Below are 23610 nucleotides of genomic sequence, written 5' to 3'. Positions count from 1 at the left end.
TCATACCAAAGATATCGTCTTTTTTGTGAAAAGATTTATTTTACAAAGGTTTTTAGTTTGCATAAATTTACTCCTAAACTCTCGTATCTACCTTTTTATAAAGCCTATCTTTGCTAGATAGCTCTTTAAATTTTAGGTCGTTTTCAAGATAAGTGATGTTGTAAATTTCTTTAGTGGTGATGCTTTTGCCGTTTTCAAGTCCGATTAGGAATTTACTTGTAAATTTATCAGTGAGGTTTTTAACGAGCTTTGCTCCAAGCTCTTTTAGGCTAGATATCTTCTCATCTTGCTTTATACCTATATCTTTAAAGTCAAGTCTATTTAGCTCTACATCATTCATAGCTTTAGCGTCTAAATTTATACTTGCTCTTTTGCTATCCTTGTCATCTTTGCTGATTAGCTTGCCAGTGTCGTTATAAATTTCTTTTACCTCTAGCTCTCTTCCGCTGTCAAATTTAAGTGTGATCGTGCCATTTTTATTTAGCTTCATAGCTATTACGCTGTCTGTGTCTTTTAGTGCAGCTGCTGCCTTGCTCGTATCACTCTCAAAAGCATGCTTTACTCTTTCTAAATTTTCTAGGCTAAACTCAAGCCCAGTTGCTTTTTCAAACTCACTCTCCATAGCGATCATATAAGATGACTTTGTGGCTTTTAGCTTTGAGATGAGATCATCTGCATCCTCTACATCATTTTCTTTTAAATTTTTGCTTATCCACTCTACATCTTTGCTATGAGCGCTAGACTCTTTTTGGTAGTCGTTATAAAATTTCATAAAGCTATCTTTTTGATAGCCTGCGTATGAAAAGCTCTCATCTTGTTTAGATCCAGAAGGCTTTATGATAGGGTTAAACTCACTAAGCTTTTTCTTGCCGTCAAAGCCAACTTTCTCATAGGCAAAGTTGTTTAAGCCGCTCTCTTCGTTAAATATCTTATTATCCCTAAGATCTACCCAGCCGTCTTTGTCTGCATGGTCTTTGAAAAATTTATTAGTCTCTTCTTTGTCTATCTTTTGGTAGCGATACTCGGCTGAAAATAGAGTATAAGGGTTTGAGTTATTTAAACTAACTCTGTAATCAACTGTGTTCTTGCTAGCAAAGTCCATAGCCTCATGGCTTAAATTTCTAATATCTTTTTTGATAAAGTCGTTAAGGTTTATCTCGCTTACAACTTCGCTTAGTTTGAAAATTTTCTCATTTCCATCTTTGTCGTAGCCTCTAACCTTTAGCTTATCAAAGTATTTATCACCAGAATTTATCACTCCGTCCTTGTTGCTATCAAAGTTAAATAAAAATCCATTTGCATCTAGCTTGCCTATACCTAGTTTGTCATTATCGTCATAAAGATCCAAAAAGACCTCCACGTCACCCAGTGAGGTTTTTATCGTTTTTTCATAGGCGTAGTCATTTAAATTTGTAAATTTAGTATCTGCTGCCGCGATGGGCTTAATGGGAGTTTTTGAATTTATAGATGAGAAATAGGTGCTAGTTTGATCCACTTTCCTTAGCGCTGAGGCATCTTCGCCAAAGAGATATTTGTTCTCAAAGTCTTTTTTGTCCCAGTTTCTTCTTTGTATATCCACATAAGAAAAAGCATCGTTTGTCCCACTATCTGCTTTAGCATACTCTGACTTCACGCCACTGGTGCTGGCGCTTTGGATGATAGAGTAAGTGCTATTTGAGATAAGCTTAGTAGCGATGTCTTTAAGCTCAGACTTTAAATTTGTATTGTCTAAAGTTTGCACTCTATCTACGCCAAGAAGGACCCTTGAATAGATCATATCTTTGGGTAAATTTATATTTATGGGCTCTAAATTTGGTGATATATTCATTCTAAATCCTTTTAAAATATATATCTTATATCGGCAAATATAAAAAATGTTTAGTAGTTTATAGTCTAAAAGGGCTTAGAGCGAATGCCTACTATGTTATATTTTTTAAAGCTCTCTTGTCTTCGTCCTCTCATCAAATTCTTTTAAAACGTCCATTATTTTATTTGCTAGCCCCTCAAGGGTGTGATCTTTTTTAAGCTCTAAATTTCTAAGCTTTAAAATCCTAGCTAGTATATCTTTTAGATCTTTCTTACCAGATAGTATCTCATCATAATAAGCCTTTGGTATGCCTATCTCGCTTCTATCTTGCTTTGTAAGTATGAGTGTGTCTCTATATACATTGCGAGCCTCATCAGTTATCCTTGTTGTGCCGCCTTGCAGCACAAGACCTTGCTCGTTTTTCAAAAATGCCACAAAGATTTGCTCCTTAGTATAGCCTTGTTCGCTATCATATACAGACATATCAGGCTTGAAGTCATATCCAGCGCTACTAACCCACATATAAGGGATAGTATGCTCAGTTGTCATCACTTCTGGAGAAAAGTCAAGGAAATTTCCATTGACTTCTACATTTATATCACTTAGATCATTTACTAGCTTACGTGCATCGTCTGCATCTTGTGTTGTCCTGAAGACATGAGTTATCTTTTCATTGCTCCTATCAGTTAGCCCATCTATCTCATCACTTGACATCCTACCCATTAGGTATTCGAAATGATCCATTTTTTTATCTTTTGAAAAGTAACCCTTTGGCATCTTTGCTAGATCTTCATTTGAGTAAAACTCTTTACCCTTGCTAATAACTCCAGCTGAAATTTGATCAAAAATTTTATAGTATTGCTTGATGGTATTTGCTAGATCGATATTTGCAAAGCTATCCTCTCCAAACAGAGCATTATCCTTTCTTGTATCCATTGAAATATTTGTATAGTTTGGGTGTTTTTGATTGTGTAGCACTATCGCATCAAGTGTGCTTTTATGGATTTTAAAGTCTTGTGGCAAGTCTGCTGCTTTGTTAAAATCAGCCCCCATAAATCCTTTAGCATCTACACTATATCCATAACCCTCTTGTGAAGTAAATTTAGCCTGATAAAGAGAGTCGATACTACTAGATGAAACAAAGTCATTTTTAGGAATAGTGGCTTGGCTGATTGAATTTATATTTGTAGTGTTAGGTAAGAAGCTTGCAAAGCCTTCGCTTTTTGTATGTTTTTGGTAGTGTTGTTTTGTTAAGATGGAGTTATAAGAGATTTTCATAGCTTACTCCTTGAATTTAGCTTCAAAGAGTAAGCAAAAGTTGTGCCGAAAATTTAAGAGTGAGATAAATTTAAGTTTGTTCACTTTGAGATAAAAATTTTATCTATCAGTAAAAATAAAAGCAAATTTATAGAAATCATCTTGTAAAATAAATCTATCCTGAAAAAATGTACCACTTTTTATAAAAACTGTACCATACTTTTAGGAAATTTTAAAGAAAGGGAAACTGCAAAAAGGGCAGTTAAAGTATCGATAAGTAGGACATCTATGGTGTCACGGGGGAGACTTGAACTCCCGACCTCCGGCTTATGAGGGTTTAAAAATAAACCTTGTGTAAGCACCAAAAAGACGGCACACAGCCAGTTTCACACTAAATATCTGCTACATTTTGCTACAAAGTTATATTGCATAGGTAACAAAGATGCAATATCTAGTCAAACGAAATGGTATATACTACTTTAGAGTAGCTATCCCACTATATCTGAGGCCTTATTTTGGTAATAAAACCGAATATATAACCTCCTTCCTCACAAAACGCTTTGATACAGCAAAAAATCGTGCTAAGATCTACTCTATAATTTTTAACGCGATCAAAAAGGCATGGAAGATGAATTTGAGCAGCGAACTTATAGAGCACTTGGTGCTTATGCTCTTAAAAGCCAAGGAGGCCAAAAGCATCAAAGAGCATGATATGCTTGGCAGATATATAAATTTAGATGGATTGCTATCACTAAATTTGTTTTTAAAACAGAGTTTAAAAGAAGATAGCTTACCCAGTGTCATATCAAAAGAGGTTGATGATATCTGCAAAAAGCTATCTTGCACTGACTCTCACACCAAAAAGCTTCTTGGCAAAAGAGTGCTTGAGGCAACGATAGATAACATAAATCACATATCATACAAGATGTGCAAAAATCAAAAGCTATTAAATGATAAGCAACAGGCATTTGTGCCACTTAGTAAAAAGCATAAGAGCGAAAATTTAGATGATAGTGCCAAAGATGAGATAGCAAAAGGCGTTAGAGAGGCTAACATAGATAGCTATCAAGACGACATAGAAGCTTTAAAAAAGCAGGATTTGGTGCTACCTTTTACTAAAAAGTCTTTAAAGCACTCTGTTTGTGAGTTAAGAGATGCTATAAATGAACTAGCTAGGCAAAAGGGAGCACTCACACAAAACGATATCTTAAGAATATTTGGTTGTGAGTTATTGCCAGATGGAGACAATGAGCTAAGTGATGATCTAAAATTTGGATATGGAAATTTAAATGATCCTAGCTTTGGTGGTCAGGTAAAGCTATATAAGGCAGATAAATATGAAGATAAAGGTATAGTTTTAAGTGACATTGAGGCTAAAGATCTTGCTTTGAATGATAGAAGTGATGTTAGTGACATGACTTTTAATGAAGCTATAAATTTCTTTCAAAAGCTCTTCTCTAATAGAGCTAAAAGCTTTAAATCACAGCTAGACTCATCTGCTAAAAGCGAGAGCAAAGCTGACATGGTCACACTAAAGAGTGCATTTGAAAACTATGTATCAAACACGAGTATTTCAAACAACTGGAGTGATAGCACATTTGGTCTTGTTAGACATGTAGGAAAGCTGATGTTTATGAAATTTGGTGATGGGCTAGATATTAAAAAGATAAAAAGAGATGACTTGCTAAATTTTAGAAATGTCTTACTGCAACTACCAACCAAACTCTCTCAAAATAGTCTCTATAAAGATAAAAGCTTAGATGAGATCATAACTTTAGCAAAGGATAGACCAAAAATTTCTAAATCAACCATTAAGAAGTATATTGTTAGAGTTAGTGAGTTTTTTAAATACTGCTACGATAGCGACTATATAGATAAGAACCCAGCTACAGATCTACAAATAAATTTAAACCAAGATGATGTTACAAATAAAAACCCTTATGAAGATAGTGATGTAAATGCACTTTTGGATATTGTTAGTAAGATTAGATTAAGTGGTGATACTAAAAGCCAAAGGATTAGCAAAGATGAGCTATTTTTTGTTACTCATATAGCAGCTTACTCTGGCATGAGACTAAATGAGATAATCCAGCTAAACACAGATGACATAGTTGAAAAATATAACATAGTATGCTTTAGTTTAAATACAAAAATAGATGTAAAAACAGGTAAAAGTAAGACTTTAAAGACTAGAAACTCTGTAAGGATAGTTCCTATCCATTCTAAGCTAAGTAGCATTGGGCTATTTGAATTTATAGAGAGCAAAAAGAAGCTAGCTAAGCAATGCGGCAAAGCAGTTAGGCTATTTAATTGCGACAATAAAGACTTCTCTGAATATTTTAGAAAAAAGATAAACACTAAAGTTATAAAAGATAGTGATAAGACAAGGACATTTCACTCATTTAGACACACTTTCATAAACAAGCTCATCCAAAGTGGCAAAAGAGTTGAACATATAGCTGCTCTTGTGGGACATGAACAACAATACAAGATCACCATGAACACTTATGGCGAACCAGTAACTCCTAAAATTCTAAAGGATCTAGTTGAAGAGGTAAATTTTAATCAAGGAGGGGAAGGGTGAGCATAGTAAACCATTTAAAATGATGGCATTGTTAGAATAAATAGTAAAGATTGATTTATAATTTAAGGTTATTTAAGATTCTAAAACTATGCTTAATTTTATGGCTTTTTAATATTTCGCTATACGTTCTTTGATTTATCTTAAATGGATCAATAAACAACGAAAAACACAATCCATAACCAGCTCACTATTCGCATACATATGATATCATCTATCAAAAAGCTATCTTTTATTCCGTCTGGGCGAGGATACTTTTTGTCTGACAGATCAGACAAAAACACCTCGTTAGGAATCATCCCTAAAAACCTATTTTGACACTCTTTGCTTCATTTTTTAGTGCGACTTCAAGCTCAAGTCTATAGCAAAAGTCGTCGCCATTTTTTATAGGTCTAAATTTAGCTTGTCTTCTAACACTGGCAAAGTCTCCAGGCGTTAGCAAGCCTAAATTTGAAACCTTTTTGGCTGCGTTTTCGTCAAATTTGACTTTTAGTAGTGTGCACTCTTTTTTAAACAAATTTTGCGCTTGCTCTGGTAGTAAATATCCAAACTCAAGCTTTAGATCAAATCTTCTAAGACAAGCTTTATCTAGATTATCGATCAAATTCGTCGTAGCGATAAAGATACCATCAAAGCTCTCCATCTGTACTAGCATCTCATTCACTTGGGTTACTTCCCAGCTTCTTGTAGCCATGCCTCTATCTTGCAAAAAGCTATCTACTTCGTCAAAGACTAGCACAGCATGTTTTTCTTTGGCTTCTTTGAAGGCTAGTGCTATATTTTTCTCAGTCCATCCTACAAACATAGATAAAAGATCGCTTCCTTTTTTGATGATGATCGGCTTTTTTAGACTTTTAGCGATAAATTTAGCGTAAGCACTTTTGCCAGTTCCAGGCACACCATAAAGACAAATTCTAGCATTTTTGCTTATTTTTATGCCTTGCATTAGCTCGTTTAGATCGCAGTCTGAGTTTACAAAATTTGGATCGTAGCTACTTGGCAGATCATCTCTTGGATTGTAATCTCTTATCCCCTCGTAACCTTGTGCTTTTAAAGTGTTGTTTATTACTCGCTCAAAGGCTTTATTTTTGTCCTTTGTGTTTAAATTTGAGACTACTACGCTCGCATTGCTGATTAGTGCTGGAGCTATAAAGTCATTTTTGGCCAGCTTTTTTATGAGCTTATTGTCTATCAAATTTTCACTATATTTTTTTATGATCTTTGCTCTTACATCTTCAGTTGGTATGCCTATCTCTATGGCTAGGTTAAACCTTCTAACCACAGCTTCATCCATATCAAAAATGTTATTTGTTATCCAAATAGTAGGCAACTCATTAGTCTCAAGAGATCTATTTATAAAGGCTTTACCATACTGTCTTTTTTCGTCATTATTTGTGTTAAATATATCCTCTGCTTCGTCATACATGAGTAAATTTGATCCAGCGGATAATACATTTTGTGCAAGACAATACGATCTTATCCTTTGATGCTCATTTGCATATCCATCTCCGTCATCATAAGCTACTTCATAAAGCTTCAAATTTAGCTCACTAGCTATCACTTTGCTAAGCTCGGTTTTACCAGTTCCTGCTGAGCCATATAAGAGTACATTTACTCCTTTTTGTTTTTTACTAACGGCACTTTTTAAAAACGAAAGTAAGATTTTCACATCTTCTTTTATGTGTGGGTAGTTTTTTGTGGTCAAATTTGTCTTGCTACATGGCTTTATCGAGCTTTCAAATATCTCGTCCATGCTTTCGCATTTAACAAACAAATCACACATAAAGTTATTGTTTATGACATCGATTTTAAATTTTAGGTTATGCACATTATTTTCTAGCTTTATAATCGAAGTCTTGGCAAAGATTCCATCTTTTCTAAAGGCTTTTTGAACATCGCCGAAACGTAAATTTAGTATCTTTGAGATGGCTTTTGTGGCTTGTATGTTGTTTAGATCTCCTAGTAAACTGCAAGCATTAGATATCACTTCGTAGTTGTACATGATCGCAACAAATCTCAAAATATCTCTCTCGGCACTATTTAGACCTAAATTTGCTTGAAGTAAATTTAGGTTGTGTTCAAGATCTTTTATCTCACATGAAATTTGACTTTTTTCAAGAATTTCAAGTTTGTTTTTAAGATTTTGGATCTCTTCTTTTTTGGGCTCTTTTGACTCGATACCCAAAAACTCTAAAACATCGTCACATCCGCTTCTTAGCAATTCTCTTTCTCCTCCGAGATCAAAAATAGCACGAAGTGTCCAAAGTGTTGCAAGCTCATATATCTCGCTATCTACGTAAAAAATCTCTTTTTCCACGACAAGTTCCTTTTGTTTTTGTTTGAAGCTATTTTACTCGGCATAAAAGACATTTTTATGTCCATAATTATAAAAATTTGAGAAATTTGCTGTGAAAGGTGAATTTATAAAGAGCGTTTTGAAACGCTCTTTATTTACTCCTGCGTATCACCATTATATGGCAGCTCCAGAGCTTTTATATTTGCCACTGCATTTCCAGCGATACCTTTTATAGAGCTATACATATTTATGGTATTATCTAGCACCTTTTCGATCTGCTTTTCCCTTTGCTTCCAGATCTTTTGCATCGCGCGCTTTTCACTATCTAGGTCGCTTTGCATGGTTGAAAATGCCTCTACTATCGCTTCTATTTGCATTTTAAATTCATTGCTGGTTAAAAAGTGATAGAGCAAGCTCATCTTGTCGCTTTTGTTCTCTTGCGCGATCAAGACGTGGTGTATCCTTATGAGTTGTTCCCTTAAAACAGCACTTAAGCCTTTAAATTCCTCAAAAGTGCAGACCCAAACCCCCTCATACAGCCCCATCCTTTGCATATCACTTGGCATAGCATCAGTAACTATAACACCGATATCAGCGCCTTTTTCTCTCATGTCAGCCTTAAATTTCTCTATCCAAGACCTTTGGAATTCTTTTGTTCTCTTGCTTTCATAATATATCGTTCCGCAGTTTTGAGACTCCCTTGTATGCACGATCTGCACGCAGTCAGCACCTCTTGCACCTTTTTTGATCTCATCAATAGTATCAAATGGAAATTTCTCCCTAAGCCACTCTTCTATCGCGAGCTCCTGCACCTCACCTTGAAGCTGCATGCTGCCTTGCTCGGCCTTTCTTTGGGCTATTTGAAGTTGCTCTTGAAGCTGTTTTAGCTGCTCCTCTTTTTGTCTAAATTTAAGCTCATTTTGCTCATCTGCAGCCTTTTGTATCTTCTCTTTTTCTTCTTTTAGCTTTTCGTTTAATGCCAGCTCGGCCTTTGCAGTTATGGCAGACTCCATCTCCTCTTTTTCCCTTTGAAGCTGCAAAATTTGAGCCTTTGTAATATTTAGCTCTTTTACTTGATTTGACTTCTCTTCAAGCTGTTTTTGCAAGAGTGCCACCGACTCATTTTGCTCGTCAAGTATCTCTTTTCGCAGCTCATCTTGAAGTCTTGCTCTTTCCATTTTTAGCTGTATTTGCGTAGCTTTTTTGATTTCTTCCTCAAATTTCTCTTTTTGATCTTGCAGTTGCTGCTCTTTTGCTCTTAAACTCTCAAAATAAGCCTCCTGCTCCTTTCTTTTAGCCTCAAGTTCAGCTTCAAGCTGCTTCTTTTGGGCTAGGTATTCACCTTTATATTTACCTTCTAACTGATGATATAAGGCGTCATTTATATCTATTTCACACCCACAGTTTGGACACTTTATCGTTGTTTGATTTGTCATTTTTCACCTCCATTTTTTATCTTTATCTTATGCTATTTTTTCTTTAAATTTCATAGTATTCATCCCAGCAAAGTGCCATATCAACAGAGCCTATGCGCAGTATGTCTTTGATCTTATTGATATGTGTGTTATTGTTAAAAGCTGCAAATAGATAGCAAAAATATGCCTTACTATCAAAATAGACAGAGCTACCAAAATATTCATTGCAGTTTTGCGTCCAGCGGCTCTTTTGCTTGCTCATTTCGCCAGGAACGATAGGCTCATTGATGATGGCTAAGAAATTATCGTCATTTTCGTCATAATCTGGATCGTCTTCGCGCAAATAAAAGACCAAACGAAATTCCATAGCATAGTCTTCGATAAATCCACCCTCAACCATTGCTTTTAGCCTGTTTTCAAGTATCTTTGCATCTCTTATTAGGATATCTTGATAGCTAGATAGCGCTTTATTTATCTTCTCTATCTGCTCCCACTGATCCTTGTTGGCATCAGAGATATACTCTTCTCTCTCGCTACACTTTAACTTTTCTAGGCAAAGATCTATAGGCGTATAGTCATACCATGAGCGAAGCTTACCATCCATCCTGTCGATAGTTAAAATTTCATCCCAGCTAAGATCCGTATGGTCATATAAGCAGTGATAAAACCAGCAGTGCCACTCGCCAGACATCTCATGTGTGGGCCAGTTTATAAATTCGTTTTGATTTTCCGTATAAAAGTAGTCATCTATGTGATTCATGAACTGTCTATATCGCATAAGAAGTTCATCTTTTGAGTAAAAATAGAGTAGAAGGCTGCATTCATGATCCCATGCCTCTTTTACATCTTTTACCGACATATTTATCTGCTTTGCACGTGGCACGACACGGCGCTCAAGATCATAGAGCCTTTCGTTTATACTATTTAGCTTTCGCCTTTGTTCTTTTGTAAATTGTCCCATTTTTGTCCTTTAAAATTTAATCACCGCCACCTGTTCGGCGATCTCTTTATCTGTAAAATTTCCATTTGTATCAAGTGAATAATCTTCGCCTAGAAAATAGAGCTTAAAGCCAGTTATAACTCCAAAAATAGGCAGAGTTTGCGTTTTTTGATAGTAGTTTTTGGTAATCTTTGAGATGACTTTTAGCTGCTCATCTAATGCTTTAAAACAAAGCTCATCTAAAAACGGCGTTAGGCTGATATACCTTAAATGCTGCGCCATAGCAAGAGCAAATATAGGCTCACTCTTACGCCTAAAATCCGTATCTATATAGATATATGAGCCTCTAAATTTTACTCGCTCGTTGTAGAGTTTTTGCACCTCGCTAAGCTCAGCGTCTATGCTAAGGCCAAAGTGCTTGCTAAGAGCTAAAATGAGCGTTTCTGAGCTATGCGCCCAGTCAAAGTGCCCCTTTGTGATGAACTCATCTAGGCTCTTTGCTGCCTCTAAATTTGCAAGTGCTCTTGTGAAATTTTGCTCTCTAACGTAGCCAAGTGCTTTTGAGAGCGCCTTTTTGTCGCTGTTTTGTGTGAGAATTTTAAGTTGCTCGTAGATCATTGATTATCCTTTTTTGATTTTTATCGCCGATACATTTTTTGCGATCTGTGAAATTATAGCAACTAGAATGGACAAAAAATGTCTAGAAATTTACTAGTAAAATTTCACAAAAACTATCAAATTTAGGAGCAAATATTCAGCTAACTATCCTACTCTCCGCACTTTTAGCAAAACACCACGTCAAAACAGCCAAAAGCTTGTGCCAGGTATTTGACAAACACTGGGTCAAATACGAGTTTTTAGAGACCAAAGACATTTGGATGAGGGACTTTATGCCGATTTTGCTTGATGATGGACGCCTCATCTCTTACGACTACGATCCAGACTACCTAAAAGATGAAAAATATAGCCATCTAAGAACAAAGATCCAGCCATCAAAAGAGCATATAAATTTAGTCATTGATGGCGAAATTTCGTAAGACTTGGAGGCAAAGCCATCATGACTGATAAAATTTTTAGAGAAAATCCGTCAAAAACAAAAGCCGAGATCGTGAGAACTATAAAGCAAAAATGTGCATTAAATGAGCTTATTATCATACCAAGACAGCCTTACGATATGCTAGGGCACAGCGATGCCATGGTGAGGTGGATAGATGAAAATAGCGTGTTAGTAAATGACTTTTCAAATGAGAGCAAAAGCTTTAACGATAGGCTTATAAAATCCCTTAAAAAAAGCGGTTTGGATGTGAAATTTATGAAGTATAAAGAGGGATTTTTTACTAAAAAGAGAGACTGGGGCGCTTACTTAAATTTTATTAAAATTAAGGATATTTTAATAGTTCCGATATATGGGATAGATGATGACGATGTTGCGCTGGAGCAGATCAAGAAATTTTATAGCAGCTGCGATGTAGAGACGATAAATTTAAGCGAGATCATAGAGCTTGGCGGAGCGCTACACTGCATAACGGCGGAGAAATTTGGGCGGTAGAGCTACCGCCTTAATTATTTCTCTATATCTGGCTCCATGCTTGTATCAAATTTAGTGTTCCAAATTTCTGGGTCTGGCACGTCTTTTATTTCTTCTTCGCTATACCCAATAGCCTTCAGTCTTTCATTCCAAGTCTTTCTAATACCTTCAGCAATAGGCTTAAATTCTTCTGGTGAAAATTCATCGGTTTTTGCATTATTACACCAGTAGCAAGCCATGCAACAATTCTTTTTGCTATACTCCAAATTTGGTAGCATTCTATCTATCTCTAGCGTATATCCGCGGGTATCGCTTCTTTTGTTGTTTAGCTTGCCATTTTTGCCAAGCTCTTCGATCTGAGCTAGGCTTATACCGCAATATGAGCAAGTTGTTTTGTCAAGCATCTTATTAAAATCTGTTTCAGAAAACTTTTCTTTAAAATCATTTTCATATTCTTTTTCCAGTGCATCTAAAATTTCTATAAATTCTTTAGATTTTTGAACAAAATATTGTCTTTGTTCTATAATCATAATGTTTAACTCTTTGCCCTTGTGCTTTATTTTACTTTTATCACTATTTATCTCAAGTTGATAGTATTTACTACTATATAAATTTGCTACTTCATTAGTAACCTTAAAATTTTTAAAATCCTTTTTTATAGTTTCAATATTACTCATAATGTAGTAATCATTGCATCCATTTTCATCCAAGTTGTCCCAAGAAAAAGCCTTGTCAAACAAAAATAGCTGAACTTTTGTTTTAAAACTATCTTCCATTTTAGTTTTATATTTCTTTGTCATCTTCCTCTCCTATAAAATTTTCGTTATTGTACCAAATTAGATATGCATTAAATAAAACTAAAAATATATACATTAAAATGTAATACAATTTATGTTTTATGGATTTTTTATGATCTATAATATATAATCCCAAAATAACAAAGGATAAAAAGTGAAATTAGCACAAATTATTCATAAAATCCACAAATTAGTCGAAGCAAATGAGCTTAAAAATATCACCAAGAAAGAGATGGCAAATAGGCTTAATATTTCTGAGCGAACATATATAGAGTGGCTTAGAGAAACAAATAAACCTATTGCTATGAAAGCTGTGCTTGATATGTTGTCGCAACTAAAAAATGATGATATATTGCAAGTTGTTAGAGAATGGAAAAATAGCGAGCAAGCAAAATGAAAAAACACACATTTATAGATTTGTTTGCTGGCGCTGGTGGTATGGCAGAGGGTTTTTACCAGGAAGGATATATGGCCCTTACTCATATAGAGCTTGATAAATATGCTTGTTTGACACTACAAGAAAGAATGAGGCATTATGGGTATCACGAAAATGAGATTAATAAAATAAAGCCAACTGATATAACAGATAAAAATATTATAAGCATTATAGAGAGCAATATTGGCAAAACAAGTGATATAGATGTTATTATAGGAGGGCCACCTTGTCAATCTTTTTCATCACACGGTAAGGCAAGAGATCCATTTAGCATGAAGAAAGATCCAAGGAACTATTTATATGAAAATTACCTAAATATACTAAATTACTTTAAACCAAAATTCTTTGTGTTTGAGAATGTTAGTGGCATATTATCTACGAAAATAAAAGGCAAATCTATAATTAAAGATATATTTGATGGCATGAAAAAAAACTACAATATTATTGAAAACAAAGATATGATTTTATTGAATGCTGTTGATTTTGGGGTTCCGCAAGACAGAAAAAGAATTATTATTATAGGCACAAGAAAAGATTTAAGTATAAATCCTAAAAGTATTTATGATGAGCTTAAAAATATTACAAAGAAACTTAAAAAAACGACAGTAAGAGATGCTATATCTGATTTGCCAAAATTAAAGCCATCTGAGGGAATGCAAACAGTTAATTTTAATCCAACCAATAAATCAAGTTATTTAAAGTTAATTAGACAAAATAATTATAATCTCTTGCATGGACATATTGCTAGAAATCATAATGAACTAGATAGAAAAAGATACCGCCTTATGGCAAAAAACAAATGGGATTTATCAGATTTATATAAGAATGAGCCTAGCTTAATACATATAAAAAAAAGGTTATTTAATAATAGCTATTGTGTTCAAAATTATGATGCCCCATCAAAAACAATTATTGCTCATTTGTATAAAGATGGTAATCAATTCATTCACCCAGATTATACACAAGAGAGAAGCATTACTCCAAGAGAAGCAGCAAGATTGCAAAGTTTTCCTGATGATTTTGTTTTTCCGTGTTCAATAACACAACAATATAAACAAATAGGTAATGCTGTTCCGCCACTAATGTCAAAATATATAGCTATGGTTTTAAAAAAATATTTATGAGGCTTAACAATGTTTTTTAAAAATGCATCAAATATAAAGACACCTCTTGAAAAAAAGTATTTTTTGGAAAATATTGATTTAATTAATCGTATGATAGAAAAAACCAAAGAATTATATAATTTAAAAACTATAGAATTAAATAGCAATAAGTTACACAATGAATTAAAGCATATAGGAATTATAAAAAGCGAACAAGAAATTGACATCTTAAAAGAAATTTTAAAAAAAGACTATGATAGATTGATTCTAAATTTATCAATTTATGCAAACAATAAAAAGCTCTTCATAACTACTGTTAATAAATTTTCAAATGAATATAGAAAATCTATACAAGCGAAAAAAACAAGCAAATCGCCTACAATTATTGATTTGTTTTGCGGTGCGGGTGGTTTTAGTTATGGTTTTAGTAAAATGGGCTACAATATATTGTTAGCAAACGATATTGATAAAGATGCTTTAAGAACTTATAGTTTTAATCACCCTGAAATAAATTCATCTCGTATAATTAACGATGATGTAAAATTAATATCTCAAAATATACATAAATATGTAAATTTACAAGTTGATATGATTATAGGTGGTCCGCCTTGCCAATCTTTTAGCAGTGCTAATCAGCAACGAGTTATAGATGACCCTAGAAATGTTTTGTATAAATATTTTGTAAAATTTGTAAATGATTTAAAGCCTAAATTTATAATAATGGAAAATGTAAGAGGTATGCTAAAAGTAGCAAATCAAGTAGTAGAGGATTTTGATAAAATAGGCTACACAGCTAAATATAGGTTATATGATGCGACTAATTTTTCCGTTCCACAAAAAAGAATTAGGCTAATTTATATTGGTATACATAAGGAATATTCAAAAAAACATAATTTAGATGTAGATAAAATTATGAGCGATATTGAAAATGAAACAAAAAAAAATAAAAAATTTATTCTAAAAGATGCACTAGATAATATTGAAAATTTAGTTTGCCCAAGCAAACAAAACCAAACGGAAAGCGATGACGAATCGGGTTCAAAAATTTCTATAAATAAATATAAAAATAATGAGTATTTGAATTTGATAAATAATAATAATATCTATTCGCTTACATACAACCATAAGGCACGATTTCAAAATGAGATAAACTTAAAGATATATTCATTATTAAAGCAGGGGGAGGATTCCACAACCGAAACAATAAAAGATATTATGCCTTATTCCCATAGAAATCACATATTTAAGGATAAATATTTTAAGCTAGTAGAAAATGAACCTAGCAGAACAATTACAGCACATTTAAAAATGGACTGTCACTCGCATATTCACCCAACTCAAATTAGAGCCATTACCCCAAGAGAGGCCGCAAGAATTCAAAGTTTTCCTGATAACTATCTATTTTTTGGACCTTACCTAAAAACCTATATGCAAATAGGTAATGCTGTTCCGCCACTAATGTCAAAAGTATTTGCAAAGGTATTTAAAAAATATTTATAGCAAAATAAGTGTCTTTTTACTACAATACACAAAAAATATACTTATTGGTTAGCTTATGAATACGCACTTTATTATGGCAACAAGGCAATTAACTGGATATTCAGGTAGAGATTTATATATAAATCTTACATCTATAAATGAAATTACCGAACTATTTAATAAAATAAGCAACTCCAGTTCCTTTAATGTTAATAACAAAAAGACAACATATTATGGTGAAACAAAAAGTGCATATTTTCAAATATTTGACCCGATTTTAAATAAGTATTTCGAGGCTCACATAAAAGACAATAGACATAGAGATGGACTATGGTTTAGACTAACCAAATATATTCAGTATCAAAAAATAATTCCAGGACAATTCTTGGTATTAAACATAACTATTAATGAACATAATGCAAAAATATCAATATATGGTTTAGAGTTTTACAGATATGTTATGCAAAAACATAACGATTATTATACTTTGATGCTGGATATAGATTCTGGCGAAAGCTATGACACAATAGCCGAAAGCTATCTAAAAAATTTTAATATACTAAGGACAGACACGATTGTAAAAAGGGGATACGGTAGTTTTTTTGTATATGAAACTGACCGCTATTCAAAAAGATACATCGGTATTCCATATAACACTAATTTAGAATGTGACGAATTTAACGGGATTGGAGATATAATAATAATATGAATACTTGGATTTGCTCATTAAAAGATGACTTAGAAATTAAAGATATAAAAAACTACGAAACCGTTTTGACAGATGATATTATTTTTGGCTATGTACAAACTATCGAAAGCGGAGAGTTTTTTATTGTAAAAAAACTTATAAAGAAAGAAAATGGACAATTAGAAAATATTGACATAGAACCGATAAAAATAGATTTGCCATACAGTATTATGTATCGTTGCAAAAGCGGTAAATTTTTATACAAACTACAAGAAAAAGAGATTGATTTTTTACTAGATGAAAGTAGTCACGAAAAAGACAGCAATGATGAAATAGAAATTGATGAAAATTCAAGAGAAAAAGGCGGAGAAAATATAATTTACTATGGTGTGCCAGGTAGTGGTAAAAGTCATACAATAGAAACCGAGCATCCAAAGCATGATTATATTTTTGAAAAATTAGTTTTCCACCCTGACTACTCATATAGTGATTTTGTTGGACAGATAATGCCTACTTTAAAAGATGATGGTGCTGTAAGTTATGATTTTAAACCCGGACCTTTTACTAAAATTTTAGAAAAAGCTTATAAAAATCCAACCCAGAAGTATCTTTTAGTCATTGATGAAATAAATCGAGGTAACGCACCTGCGATATTTGGCGAAATTTTTCAGTTGCTTGATAGAGACAAGGACGGCAACAGTGTTTATGTTATCAATAATGAAAATATTGCAAAAATAGTTTATGGTAAAAACAATACAGATAAACCTATAAAAATTCCTTCAAATTTATGGATAATCGCCACAATGAATACAAGTGACCAAAATGTCTTTACGCTTGACACCGCATTTCAGCGTAGATTTACTATGAGACTGATTGAAAATTCTTTTAAAAATGCAGCAAAAGAATTTAAAGAGTTGCCTATCCTAGACACAACCATAACTTGGGAAAATTTTTGCACCACTATAAATAGTGTAATTACTGAAAGTGGCGATAATACAAGCTCAATGGAAGATAAGAGGCTAGGTGTGTATTTCCTAACTGAAAATGAGCTAAAAAATAAAGAACTATTTGCATACAAGGTTTTAAAATACCTTTGGGATGATGTTTTTAAATTTGACAAGGGTGCATTCAATAGCAATTTTAAAACGCTAGAAGCTATTATTGTTCATTTTATAAATGATGAAAATAGCGGGGATTTACAATTTGATATTTTTAATGACGAAATTAGAGCAGAACTAGCTAAAAATACGAAATAAAACGAAAAAGACGAAGCAGAGACACAAAATAACATAGATGAAGCAAATAACTAATTTAAAAGAGCATTGCTTTTTGAACAATGCCATAAACGATGACTTTGTTGGCATTAGAAGCAAAAATAATAAGTTGCAAATTTGCTTTCCACTAGGTTTTGATTTAGATGATGAAAATATAAGAGCTGACATTAGAAAGCTCTTATCCGTGCTTTTAAAATTTAATAAATCCCATACCAAAATACACTTTACTGATACTAATAACGATCAAATAGAACAAACCTTTCCAATCATCGCTTATAAAAATGTCATAGAGTATTTTTTGGCCCACAGCTACTACATGGAACGAGAAGCCATTTATCAAACCGCCACAAAAGGTAAGATAAATTTTGCTAGAACAATTAAGAAAAATTGCCCTTTGGTTCAAAAAAATGGTTCTTTCGTTTATACAGAGTTTCAAACCAAGAAAAATCAAACAAATGAAAACGAACTAATTACAGCCATAAATAGATATTGTGTTTATGAAGCTTTTCATAAATTTGGCTTTGTTTATAACTCATTTATGCCACCAAAATTTAATCTACCAACAAGCAAAAATCACTGCCTTTATATTTTACAAAACAAACTAAACAACACTTTTGATGATAAAAAGCGACTGCTTTTTAGCTCTATGAAAGATATGCTTTTACAAAACGACAATGAACTAAAAGAAAATGAGTTTAAATTTGGTACTACTAAATTTTATGCGATTTGGGAAAAAATGATAGATAGCGCATTTGGAATTGCTGATAAGAATATATACTTTCCAAAAACGCAGTGGGAACTAAGATATACAAAAGATAAAGATAATAGCTCATTACAGCCAGATACCATTATGATTTATGACGATAAAATTTATATTTTAGATGCAAAATACTATAAATATGGTGTTAATTTAAAAGGGCTACCACAAAGCAGTGATATAACAAAGCAAGTAGCTTATGGCGAATATACGGCCCATATCATAAAGAGCGACAACAGTTATGATGAAAGCAATATTTACAATGCTTTTTTGATGCCTTACAATAAAAATAACAATAAATTTAGCATCGCAATAAATGGTAAATTTGAGAATATCGGCAAAGCTACAATGGAATGGAAAAATGGCACAAATTATTTAATAGTGCAAGGAATTTTAGTAGATACTAGATTTTTGATTTTTAACTATGACAAGATGAACAACGAGAATAAAAAATTGCTAGTTGAGGCTATACAAAATATAATTTAGGTGCGTTTGCTACATAATATCTGTATATTTCCTTTGCTTTTTCTGCGCTCATATCACTAGACTTTATAAGTCTATCAAATATTGCATTTTGATGATATCTATTGACGATAAAACTAGACCTACAGAGTTTATAGAGTCAAATATCTTTTGTTCGTCTTCATTTTCATCTAAATTTATAACAACCCATAACTTCATCTCTAATATATAGCCCAAGAAACGAACAATATCACTACTTTCTAAATTACTATTTTTTAATCTTTCGGAAAAATATTTATAGCAAGCAAGTAATTTACCATCATCTTTTGACTCACATACTTCAGAATAATCTTTAGCTTTTATAATGGCCTCAAAAGAAGATCTATTTATATGAGAATGTTTTATTTTTGGATTTTTATATTTTGTGGGCTCTGCGTACAAAAAAACCTACATAATCAACAAGTCTATCTTCATCCAATAAATCATAAATAGACTTAACTAAAATAGGAAAAGTCTTTAATCTTTGTTGCCCATCTATTAGGCTTCTACGACTTCCTTCTACCATTGGGCTAGGTAATTGTTTTAATATAATTGAACCAAGAAAATGCAATCTTTGCTCCTTAAAGCCATTAAGAAGATCATTAAAAAGCTGTTTCCATTGAGCCCTATTCCAAACATACGGACGCTGAAACAATAGAATTTCTATATTATTTTTATCTCACATAAAACCAAAACTACCCTCCTCTGCATTCACAAGCTCTCTTTTTTAAAAAATTAATTAGCTATATCATTTTTTACAAAGTAAATATGTTAAAGATAACAGACAAAAAATTGTCTTATAAGCTCATTACAATTACCAAAATTTTTTTGAAAGGATCAAAATGCAAGAGAAGATAGATAAGATCAAAAAGATCATCGAGGAGGCCAATGCAGTCATCATCACAGCAGGTGCTGGCATGGGTGTGGATAGTGGGTTGCCTGATTTTAGGGGAGATGCGGGATTTTGGAGGGCGTATCCATTTTTAAGAGATAGAAATTTAAGCTTTGAAGATATGGCAAATCCGCAGTGGTTTTTAGATGATCCAAAACTAGCATGGGCATTTTATGGTCACAGGCTAAATTTATACAAAAACACAGAGCCTCATGATGGCTTTAGGCTACTTTTAGATCTTGTAAAAAGCAAAAACGAAAACTACTTTGTCTATACCTCAAACGTCGATGGACACTTTGCTAAGGCTGGCTTTAGCGAAGAGAAAATTTACGAGTGCCACGGCTCGATCCACTACTCTCAGTGCATCCACAAGCGTGATGGCGCTATATGGCAAACTTGTAGCGATATAAGAGTAGATGAAGAGAAATTTATAGCTTTAGATATGCCAGTTTGCCCAGAGTGTGGCTGCGTGAGCCGCCCAAATATTGTGATGTTTTACGATTGGATGGTAAATACAATGCGCATAAACGAGCAGTATAGAAGATATGAAGCGTGGCTGGAGCAAAACAAAGATAGCCGCTTTGTGCTCATAGAGCTAGGCGCTGGGCTTGCGGTGCCAACAATTAGAAATTTTGGTGAGAAATTCGTTAAACGCTCAAAAAAAGCAACTCTTATCCGCATAAACCCGCGAGATAACTATATATCGCAGTATATCGGCATAAGTCTAAAATATGGCGCGCTAGATGGACTTAGGCAGATATTATGCTAGAAAAGACACCCTCTAGTCCTAATTTGGATATAATCCCCAAACTAGGAGGTCAAATGAAACCTATCATAACCAAACAAGAAAACAGCAAATTTGAACGCATAAATACGATAGCCCTAAAGCTAAGAGAGAGGCCGCACACGATAAAAGAGCTAACAGCCATGCTTGGAGTAACCTCAAAGACCATCCAGCGCGACCTTTACGATACGCTAAGAGAGTATGGTGCCGTCAAAAAGGGGCACTACTGGAGCCTAAACGACGAGGACGCGAGCGACGGACTAGACGGCGATGATAGAGTGGTGCTAAACATCCTTGATAATGTGGCAAAAAACATGGGATCAAATTTTTATAGCAAGGCTCACGTGCTTCTAGAGCAAATTTCTCAGCAGCTAAACCACCCGATACTTACAAACATAAACAACGAAAAGCTAAGCGAGGATGATCTTGTAAATTTTCAAGCGCTTGAGGATGCTATAAGAGAAAAAGCAGAGATAACATGCACGTATAACGGCTTTGAGTTTCTTGTAAAGCCTCTAAAGCTGGCACTTTTTGAGGGATTTTGGTATCTGCTCTTGCTTGATAGCAAAAAGGGTAATAAATTTAAGAAATTTCACCTAAAAAGCATAAAAGATATAAAGCGTAGCGGGGATAAATTTGAGCTAAGTAGCGAGCTAGATGAGCGTGTAAAGGCGATGAACTCGGCATGGGCAAACTTAGAAGCTCCAAAAACAGCAAGGCTACTGCTGGCACCAGAAGTGGCAAAATACTTTGAACGAAAACCACACGCAAAACAGCGCATAACTGGTCAAGATAGCGACGGCTCAGTCGAGATAGAGATAGAATTTACACACATAATGGAGATAAAACCGCTCATATACTACTACCTGCCATTTATCAAGGTGCTTGAGCCAAAAGAGCTAGCTGACGAGGTCAAAAAAGATGTCAGCGAGTATCTAAAAGAGATAAATTTCTAACCAAAGAGGCCGCTATGAGCAGCAACGACAAAGAAGCACTAGAGCTTATTAGATACTATAAAAAGAGCTGGTCGCTACTGCAAAAATTTGATGATGGCTCGCTTGGTCTTTGCAAAAGCGAAGTGGGCGAAAATTTCATCCTTGGATATAGTGAAGCGCTAATGGCAGTGGGTGAGCTAAAAAGAGAGCTTATGAAAAAGGGCGAGGCGTCAGATATCTTTGGCGTTCAAAAGGCAGATGAATTTGAAGGGATAGTAAAATAAGCTAAGCCGTAAGAGATGAAATTATAAACCTGAATAATTCTTGTATGTAAAAGTAGTGTAAATTTATATAAGTTTATAATGTCTGGTTTTCTGGATTGGTTCAAATTTGCTTTAAAAACATATAACTCCATGTCAATATTAGGTAATCAATATTGACATGGAGCTTTTATAATTACTTCCTTTTTAGCTCACTATCTAGAAAATAACCACTTACTTCTCTATCGCAGCACTCACCATCTTCATTATATTCTAGCTTGTATTTCTCTATGATACTTGAGTCAGCAAAAATTAGTGTTGCTAGTATATCTGAAATATCATAGCTATCTAGCTCATTAATATCAAAAGCAGAATCATTAGCCATTAAAAGAGCCTTATCTTTAATCGCTGCATCTTTTATCTGTTCCATGGTAATGTAATATAGTGTGCCAGATGTCATTGCATAGTTGGATGAGCAATCCATATCTATGTCTTTATTAAATTTTGAGCCAATACAGTATAGATTATCCATATCGAAGTTCTTTTTGGTAACTCCTTTTGGTAGAGTATAACTCTCGAAAAAACCTCTTTCGATTGAGTAGGCAAAAGCATAACCTTTTGATTGGAGATCCTCTTTTTCAACCTTTCTATTAGGTATAGTTGAAAGATCCTCAACAACACCAATCTCTTCAATGTTTTTATTTGTAGCCAAGGATATAGTGGATGATGCATCAATAATATATTGATGATATAATTCTTTAGTATCTTCTAGATTTTCATCTAATATATCGTAAAAAATTGAATCATCATGATCTTTAACAACCTGTTTAAATCTTTTTTCATCCTTAAAACCAACAAGTCTTTGTTCGTAGGCTGTGCCTCCAATTCTCAACATCAAACTCATATTATTCTCCTTTTTTATAAGTTGTGCCTTATTATACAATAAAATATATTTTTTAATACTAATATAAGTATTTTTATGATATCTCATTTAAGTAATATCTTTAATAAAAAACGAGCTATACCTAGAGTATAGTCTTTACAATGAGACATTTGATAGCTATTTTATCGTGATGGGACGTACATTTCAGATTCGAAAGCTTTTATAACATTCTAAAAAGTGTATTAGCTAAAGATGCTAAATTTTATTTTATATGGTTTTGGATACAACTATTGAGGAATATATACTACGAAATGAATAAAAAATAAAGAATAATAAAATTATTTTTTAATGTAGTAAAATTTTTAAAACCACTTCAATTACATAAATAAATATTTGCCTTAAGCATTTTGTAAGTATTATAGTGTTAGGTGACAGTTGTGAGCAAACCATTGATACATCGCACTTCCAAACGAGGTTTAAATTTTATTGACCTAGCCATAAAGATGCCCTATAATCATCCTAGTTTTTAAAACAAAATGTCTTAACCAAAGGAGGTTAACATGATCAAAATTAGTTAAAAGTAGAGGCTCTATTTAAGTATTTAAAAGAGAACCTCTACGATAGGTTCTAAGCACCCCTATTGTAATAGTTCTCTACTTTTAAACTACTTAAATAAAAACCTATCAACAACTACCATATTAAAGCAATGGGCACACTATAGGTATGCCCATTTGGTGAGATAGCTATTACTGTCTCTTGATTTTTTAAATGGCAAAAAGGAGAAAAAATGCCAAATAAAAAAATAATTTTAAATGATTTAAAAACCATTAGAAAGAATAAGAAAAAAGAGGAGATTAAACAAGTATGTATTGAAGTCTTGTTTCCAGAAAAAGCAACACTCAAAGAATGCAAGTTACTAATCGAAAATCGTTATAGCGTAAAGCTATCAAATAAAGAGTTTTTCAAATGGAAGAAAGAATATGAAGTACAAATAACA

23 protein-coding genes are annotated in these 23610 nt (G+C 33.4%); 13 read left to right on the top strand and 10 right to left on the bottom strand.

Features of this window, described 5'->3' with window-relative positions; translation table 11 throughout:
* Positions 1-73 precede the first annotated feature (73 nt).
* Both F3G91_RS07925 and F3G91_RS07920 read right to left on the bottom strand, forming a co-directional pair.
* Positions 74-1828, bottom strand: a complete 1755-nt coding sequence (locus tag F3G91_RS07925; protein WP_087580532.1) for a response regulator — start codon at positions 1826-1828, stop codon at positions 74-76.
* Between the two features lie 105 nt (positions 1829-1933).
* A complete protein-coding gene (locus tag F3G91_RS07920; protein ID WP_149701214.1) occupies positions 1934-3085 on the bottom strand; it encodes a Cj0814 family flagellar-dependent secreted protein in 1152 nt (383 codons plus the stop codon).
* 421 nt (positions 3086-3506) lie between these two features.
* Here F3G91_RS07920 and F3G91_RS07915 point away from each other — a divergent pair, with 421 nt between their 5' ends.
* Positions 3507-5648, top strand: coding sequence for a tyrosine-type recombinase/integrase (locus F3G91_RS07915; RefSeq protein ID WP_149701213.1), 2142 nt, complete (start codon positions 3507-3509; stop codon positions 5646-5648).
* A 298-nt stretch (positions 5649-5946) separates the two neighbouring features.
* Here F3G91_RS07915 and F3G91_RS07910 read toward each other — a convergent pair whose 3' ends face one another.
* From F3G91_RS07910 to F3G91_RS07895, 4 genes are all read right to left on the bottom strand, one after another.
* On the bottom strand, positions 5947-7962 hold the full coding sequence (locus F3G91_RS07910) for an ATP-binding protein (RefSeq protein WP_149701212.1): 2016 nt from the start codon (positions 7960-7962) through the stop codon (positions 5947-5949).
* A 134-nt stretch (positions 7963-8096) separates the two neighbouring features.
* Positions 8097-9377, bottom strand: coding sequence for a DUF2130 domain-containing protein (locus F3G91_RS07905; RefSeq protein WP_149701211.1), 1281 nt, complete (start codon positions 9375-9377; stop codon positions 8097-8099).
* 43 nt (positions 9378-9420) lie between these two features.
* On the bottom strand, positions 9421-10317 hold the full coding sequence (locus F3G91_RS07900) for a hypothetical protein (RefSeq protein WP_149701210.1): 897 nt from the start codon (positions 10315-10317) through the stop codon (positions 9421-9423).
* A 9-nt stretch (positions 10318-10326) separates the two neighbouring features.
* On the bottom strand, positions 10327-10914 hold the full coding sequence (locus F3G91_RS07895) for a hypothetical protein (RefSeq protein WP_149701209.1): 588 nt from the start codon (positions 10912-10914) through the stop codon (positions 10327-10329).
* A gap of 197 nt (positions 10915-11111) precedes the next feature.
* On the opposite strand from F3G91_RS07895, the gene F3G91_RS10465 reads away from it, so the two are divergent.
* Both F3G91_RS10465 and F3G91_RS10460 read left to right on the top strand, forming a co-directional pair.
* Positions 11112-11333, top strand: coding sequence for a hypothetical protein (locus tag F3G91_RS10465; protein WP_223227846.1), 222 nt, complete (start codon positions 11112-11114; stop codon positions 11331-11333).
* Between the two features lie 20 nt (positions 11334-11353).
* Entirely contained in the window at positions 11354-11845 is a 492-nt protein-coding gene (locus tag F3G91_RS10460; protein WP_223227845.1) for an agmatine deiminase family protein, read from the top strand.
* A gap of 14 nt (positions 11846-11859) precedes the next feature.
* On the opposite strand, the gene F3G91_RS07885 is transcribed toward F3G91_RS10460, so the two are convergent.
* Complete coding sequence (locus tag F3G91_RS07885) at positions 11860-12624, bottom strand: hypothetical protein (protein WP_149701208.1); 765 nt, start codon at positions 12622-12624, stop codon at positions 11860-11862.
* Between the two features lie 151 nt (positions 12625-12775).
* Between F3G91_RS07885 and F3G91_RS07880 the strand changes: the two genes are divergently transcribed.
* From F3G91_RS07880 to F3G91_RS07855, 6 genes are all read left to right on the top strand, one after another.
* Complete coding sequence (locus tag F3G91_RS07880) at positions 12776-13018, top strand: hypothetical protein (RefSeq protein WP_012001260.1); 243 nt, start codon at positions 12776-12778, stop codon at positions 13016-13018.
* The gene (locus F3G91_RS07875) at positions 13015-14181 is read left to right on the top strand and encodes a DNA cytosine methyltransferase (RefSeq protein ID WP_012001261.1); all 1167 of its coding nucleotides are present in this window, start codon (positions 13015-13017) and stop codon (positions 14179-14181) included. Before F3G91_RS07880 ends, F3G91_RS07875 begins: the two co-directional genes overlap by 4 nt.
* A 9-nt stretch (positions 14182-14190) precedes the next feature.
* Positions 14191-15660, top strand: coding sequence for a DNA cytosine methyltransferase (locus tag F3G91_RS07870; RefSeq protein ID WP_149701207.1), 1470 nt, complete (start codon positions 14191-14193; stop codon positions 15658-15660).
* 73 nt (positions 15661-15733) lie between these two features.
* Positions 15734-16348, top strand: a complete 615-nt coding sequence (locus F3G91_RS07865; protein WP_149701206.1) for a hypothetical protein — start codon at positions 15734-15736, stop codon at positions 16346-16348.
* Positions 16345-17583: an McrB family protein gene (locus tag F3G91_RS07860; protein WP_149701205.1), complete on the top strand. Its 1239-nt coding sequence runs from the start codon at positions 16345-16347 to the stop codon at positions 17581-17583. The genes F3G91_RS07865 and F3G91_RS07860 overlap by 4 nt, the downstream gene beginning before the upstream one ends.
* A gap of 46 nt (positions 17584-17629) precedes the next feature.
* Entirely contained in the window at positions 17630-18844 is a 1215-nt protein-coding gene (locus F3G91_RS07855; RefSeq protein ID WP_149701339.1) for an LlaJI family restriction endonuclease, read from the top strand.
* A gap of 63 nt (positions 18845-18907) precedes the next feature.
* Here F3G91_RS07855 and F3G91_RS10585 read toward each other — a convergent pair whose 3' ends face one another.
* On the bottom strand, positions 18908-19261 hold the full coding sequence (locus F3G91_RS10585) for a GmrSD restriction endonuclease domain-containing protein (RefSeq protein WP_149701204.1): 354 nt from the start codon (positions 19259-19261) through the stop codon (positions 18908-18910).
* Positions 19236-19514 (bottom strand): DUF262 domain-containing protein, encoded by a 279-nt coding sequence (locus F3G91_RS10580; protein WP_188116817.1) that lies wholly within the window; start codon positions 19512-19514, stop codon positions 19236-19238. Before F3G91_RS10580 ends, F3G91_RS10585 begins: the two co-directional genes overlap by 26 nt.
* Positions 19515-19701: 187 nt before the next feature.
* Here F3G91_RS10580 and F3G91_RS07840 point away from each other — a divergent pair, with 187 nt between their 5' ends.
* From F3G91_RS07840 to F3G91_RS07830, 3 genes are read left to right on the top strand one after another with little or no spacing between them, the layout of a single operon-like run.
* Entirely contained in the window at positions 19702-20520 is an 819-nt protein-coding gene (locus F3G91_RS07840; RefSeq protein ID WP_149701202.1) for an SIR2 family NAD-dependent protein deacylase, read from the top strand.
* 53 nt (positions 20521-20573) lie between these two features.
* Positions 20574-21491 carry a helix-turn-helix transcriptional regulator gene (locus F3G91_RS07835; RefSeq protein WP_149701201.1) on the top strand — a complete coding sequence of 306 codons (918 nt, stop codon included), beginning with the start codon at positions 20574-20576 and terminating at the stop codon, positions 21489-21491.
* Between the two features lie 14 nt (positions 21492-21505).
* A complete protein-coding gene (locus F3G91_RS07830; protein WP_188116816.1) occupies positions 21506-21754 on the top strand; it encodes a hypothetical protein in 249 nt (82 codons plus the stop codon).
* A 172-nt stretch (positions 21755-21926) separates the two neighbouring features.
* On the opposite strand, the gene F3G91_RS07825 is transcribed toward F3G91_RS07830, so the two are convergent.
* Positions 21927-22634: a hypothetical protein gene (locus F3G91_RS07825; protein WP_149701200.1), complete on the bottom strand. Its 708-nt coding sequence runs from the start codon at positions 22632-22634 to the stop codon at positions 21927-21929.
* Between the two features lie 766 nt (positions 22635-23400).
* Between F3G91_RS07825 and F3G91_RS07820 the strand changes: the two genes are divergently transcribed.
* Positions 23401-23610: hypothetical protein (locus F3G91_RS07820; protein WP_149701338.1), on the top strand; the 210-nt coding region annotated here is incomplete at its 3' end.

This window comes from Campylobacter concisus (assembly GCF_902460715.1).
Taxonomy (GTDB): domain Bacteria; phylum Campylobacterota; class Campylobacteria; order Campylobacterales; family Campylobacteraceae; genus Campylobacter_A; species Campylobacter_A concisus_AK.
Note: the sequence above shows the minus strand (reverse complement) of the source record. Positions and strands in the feature narration are given on the sequence as shown.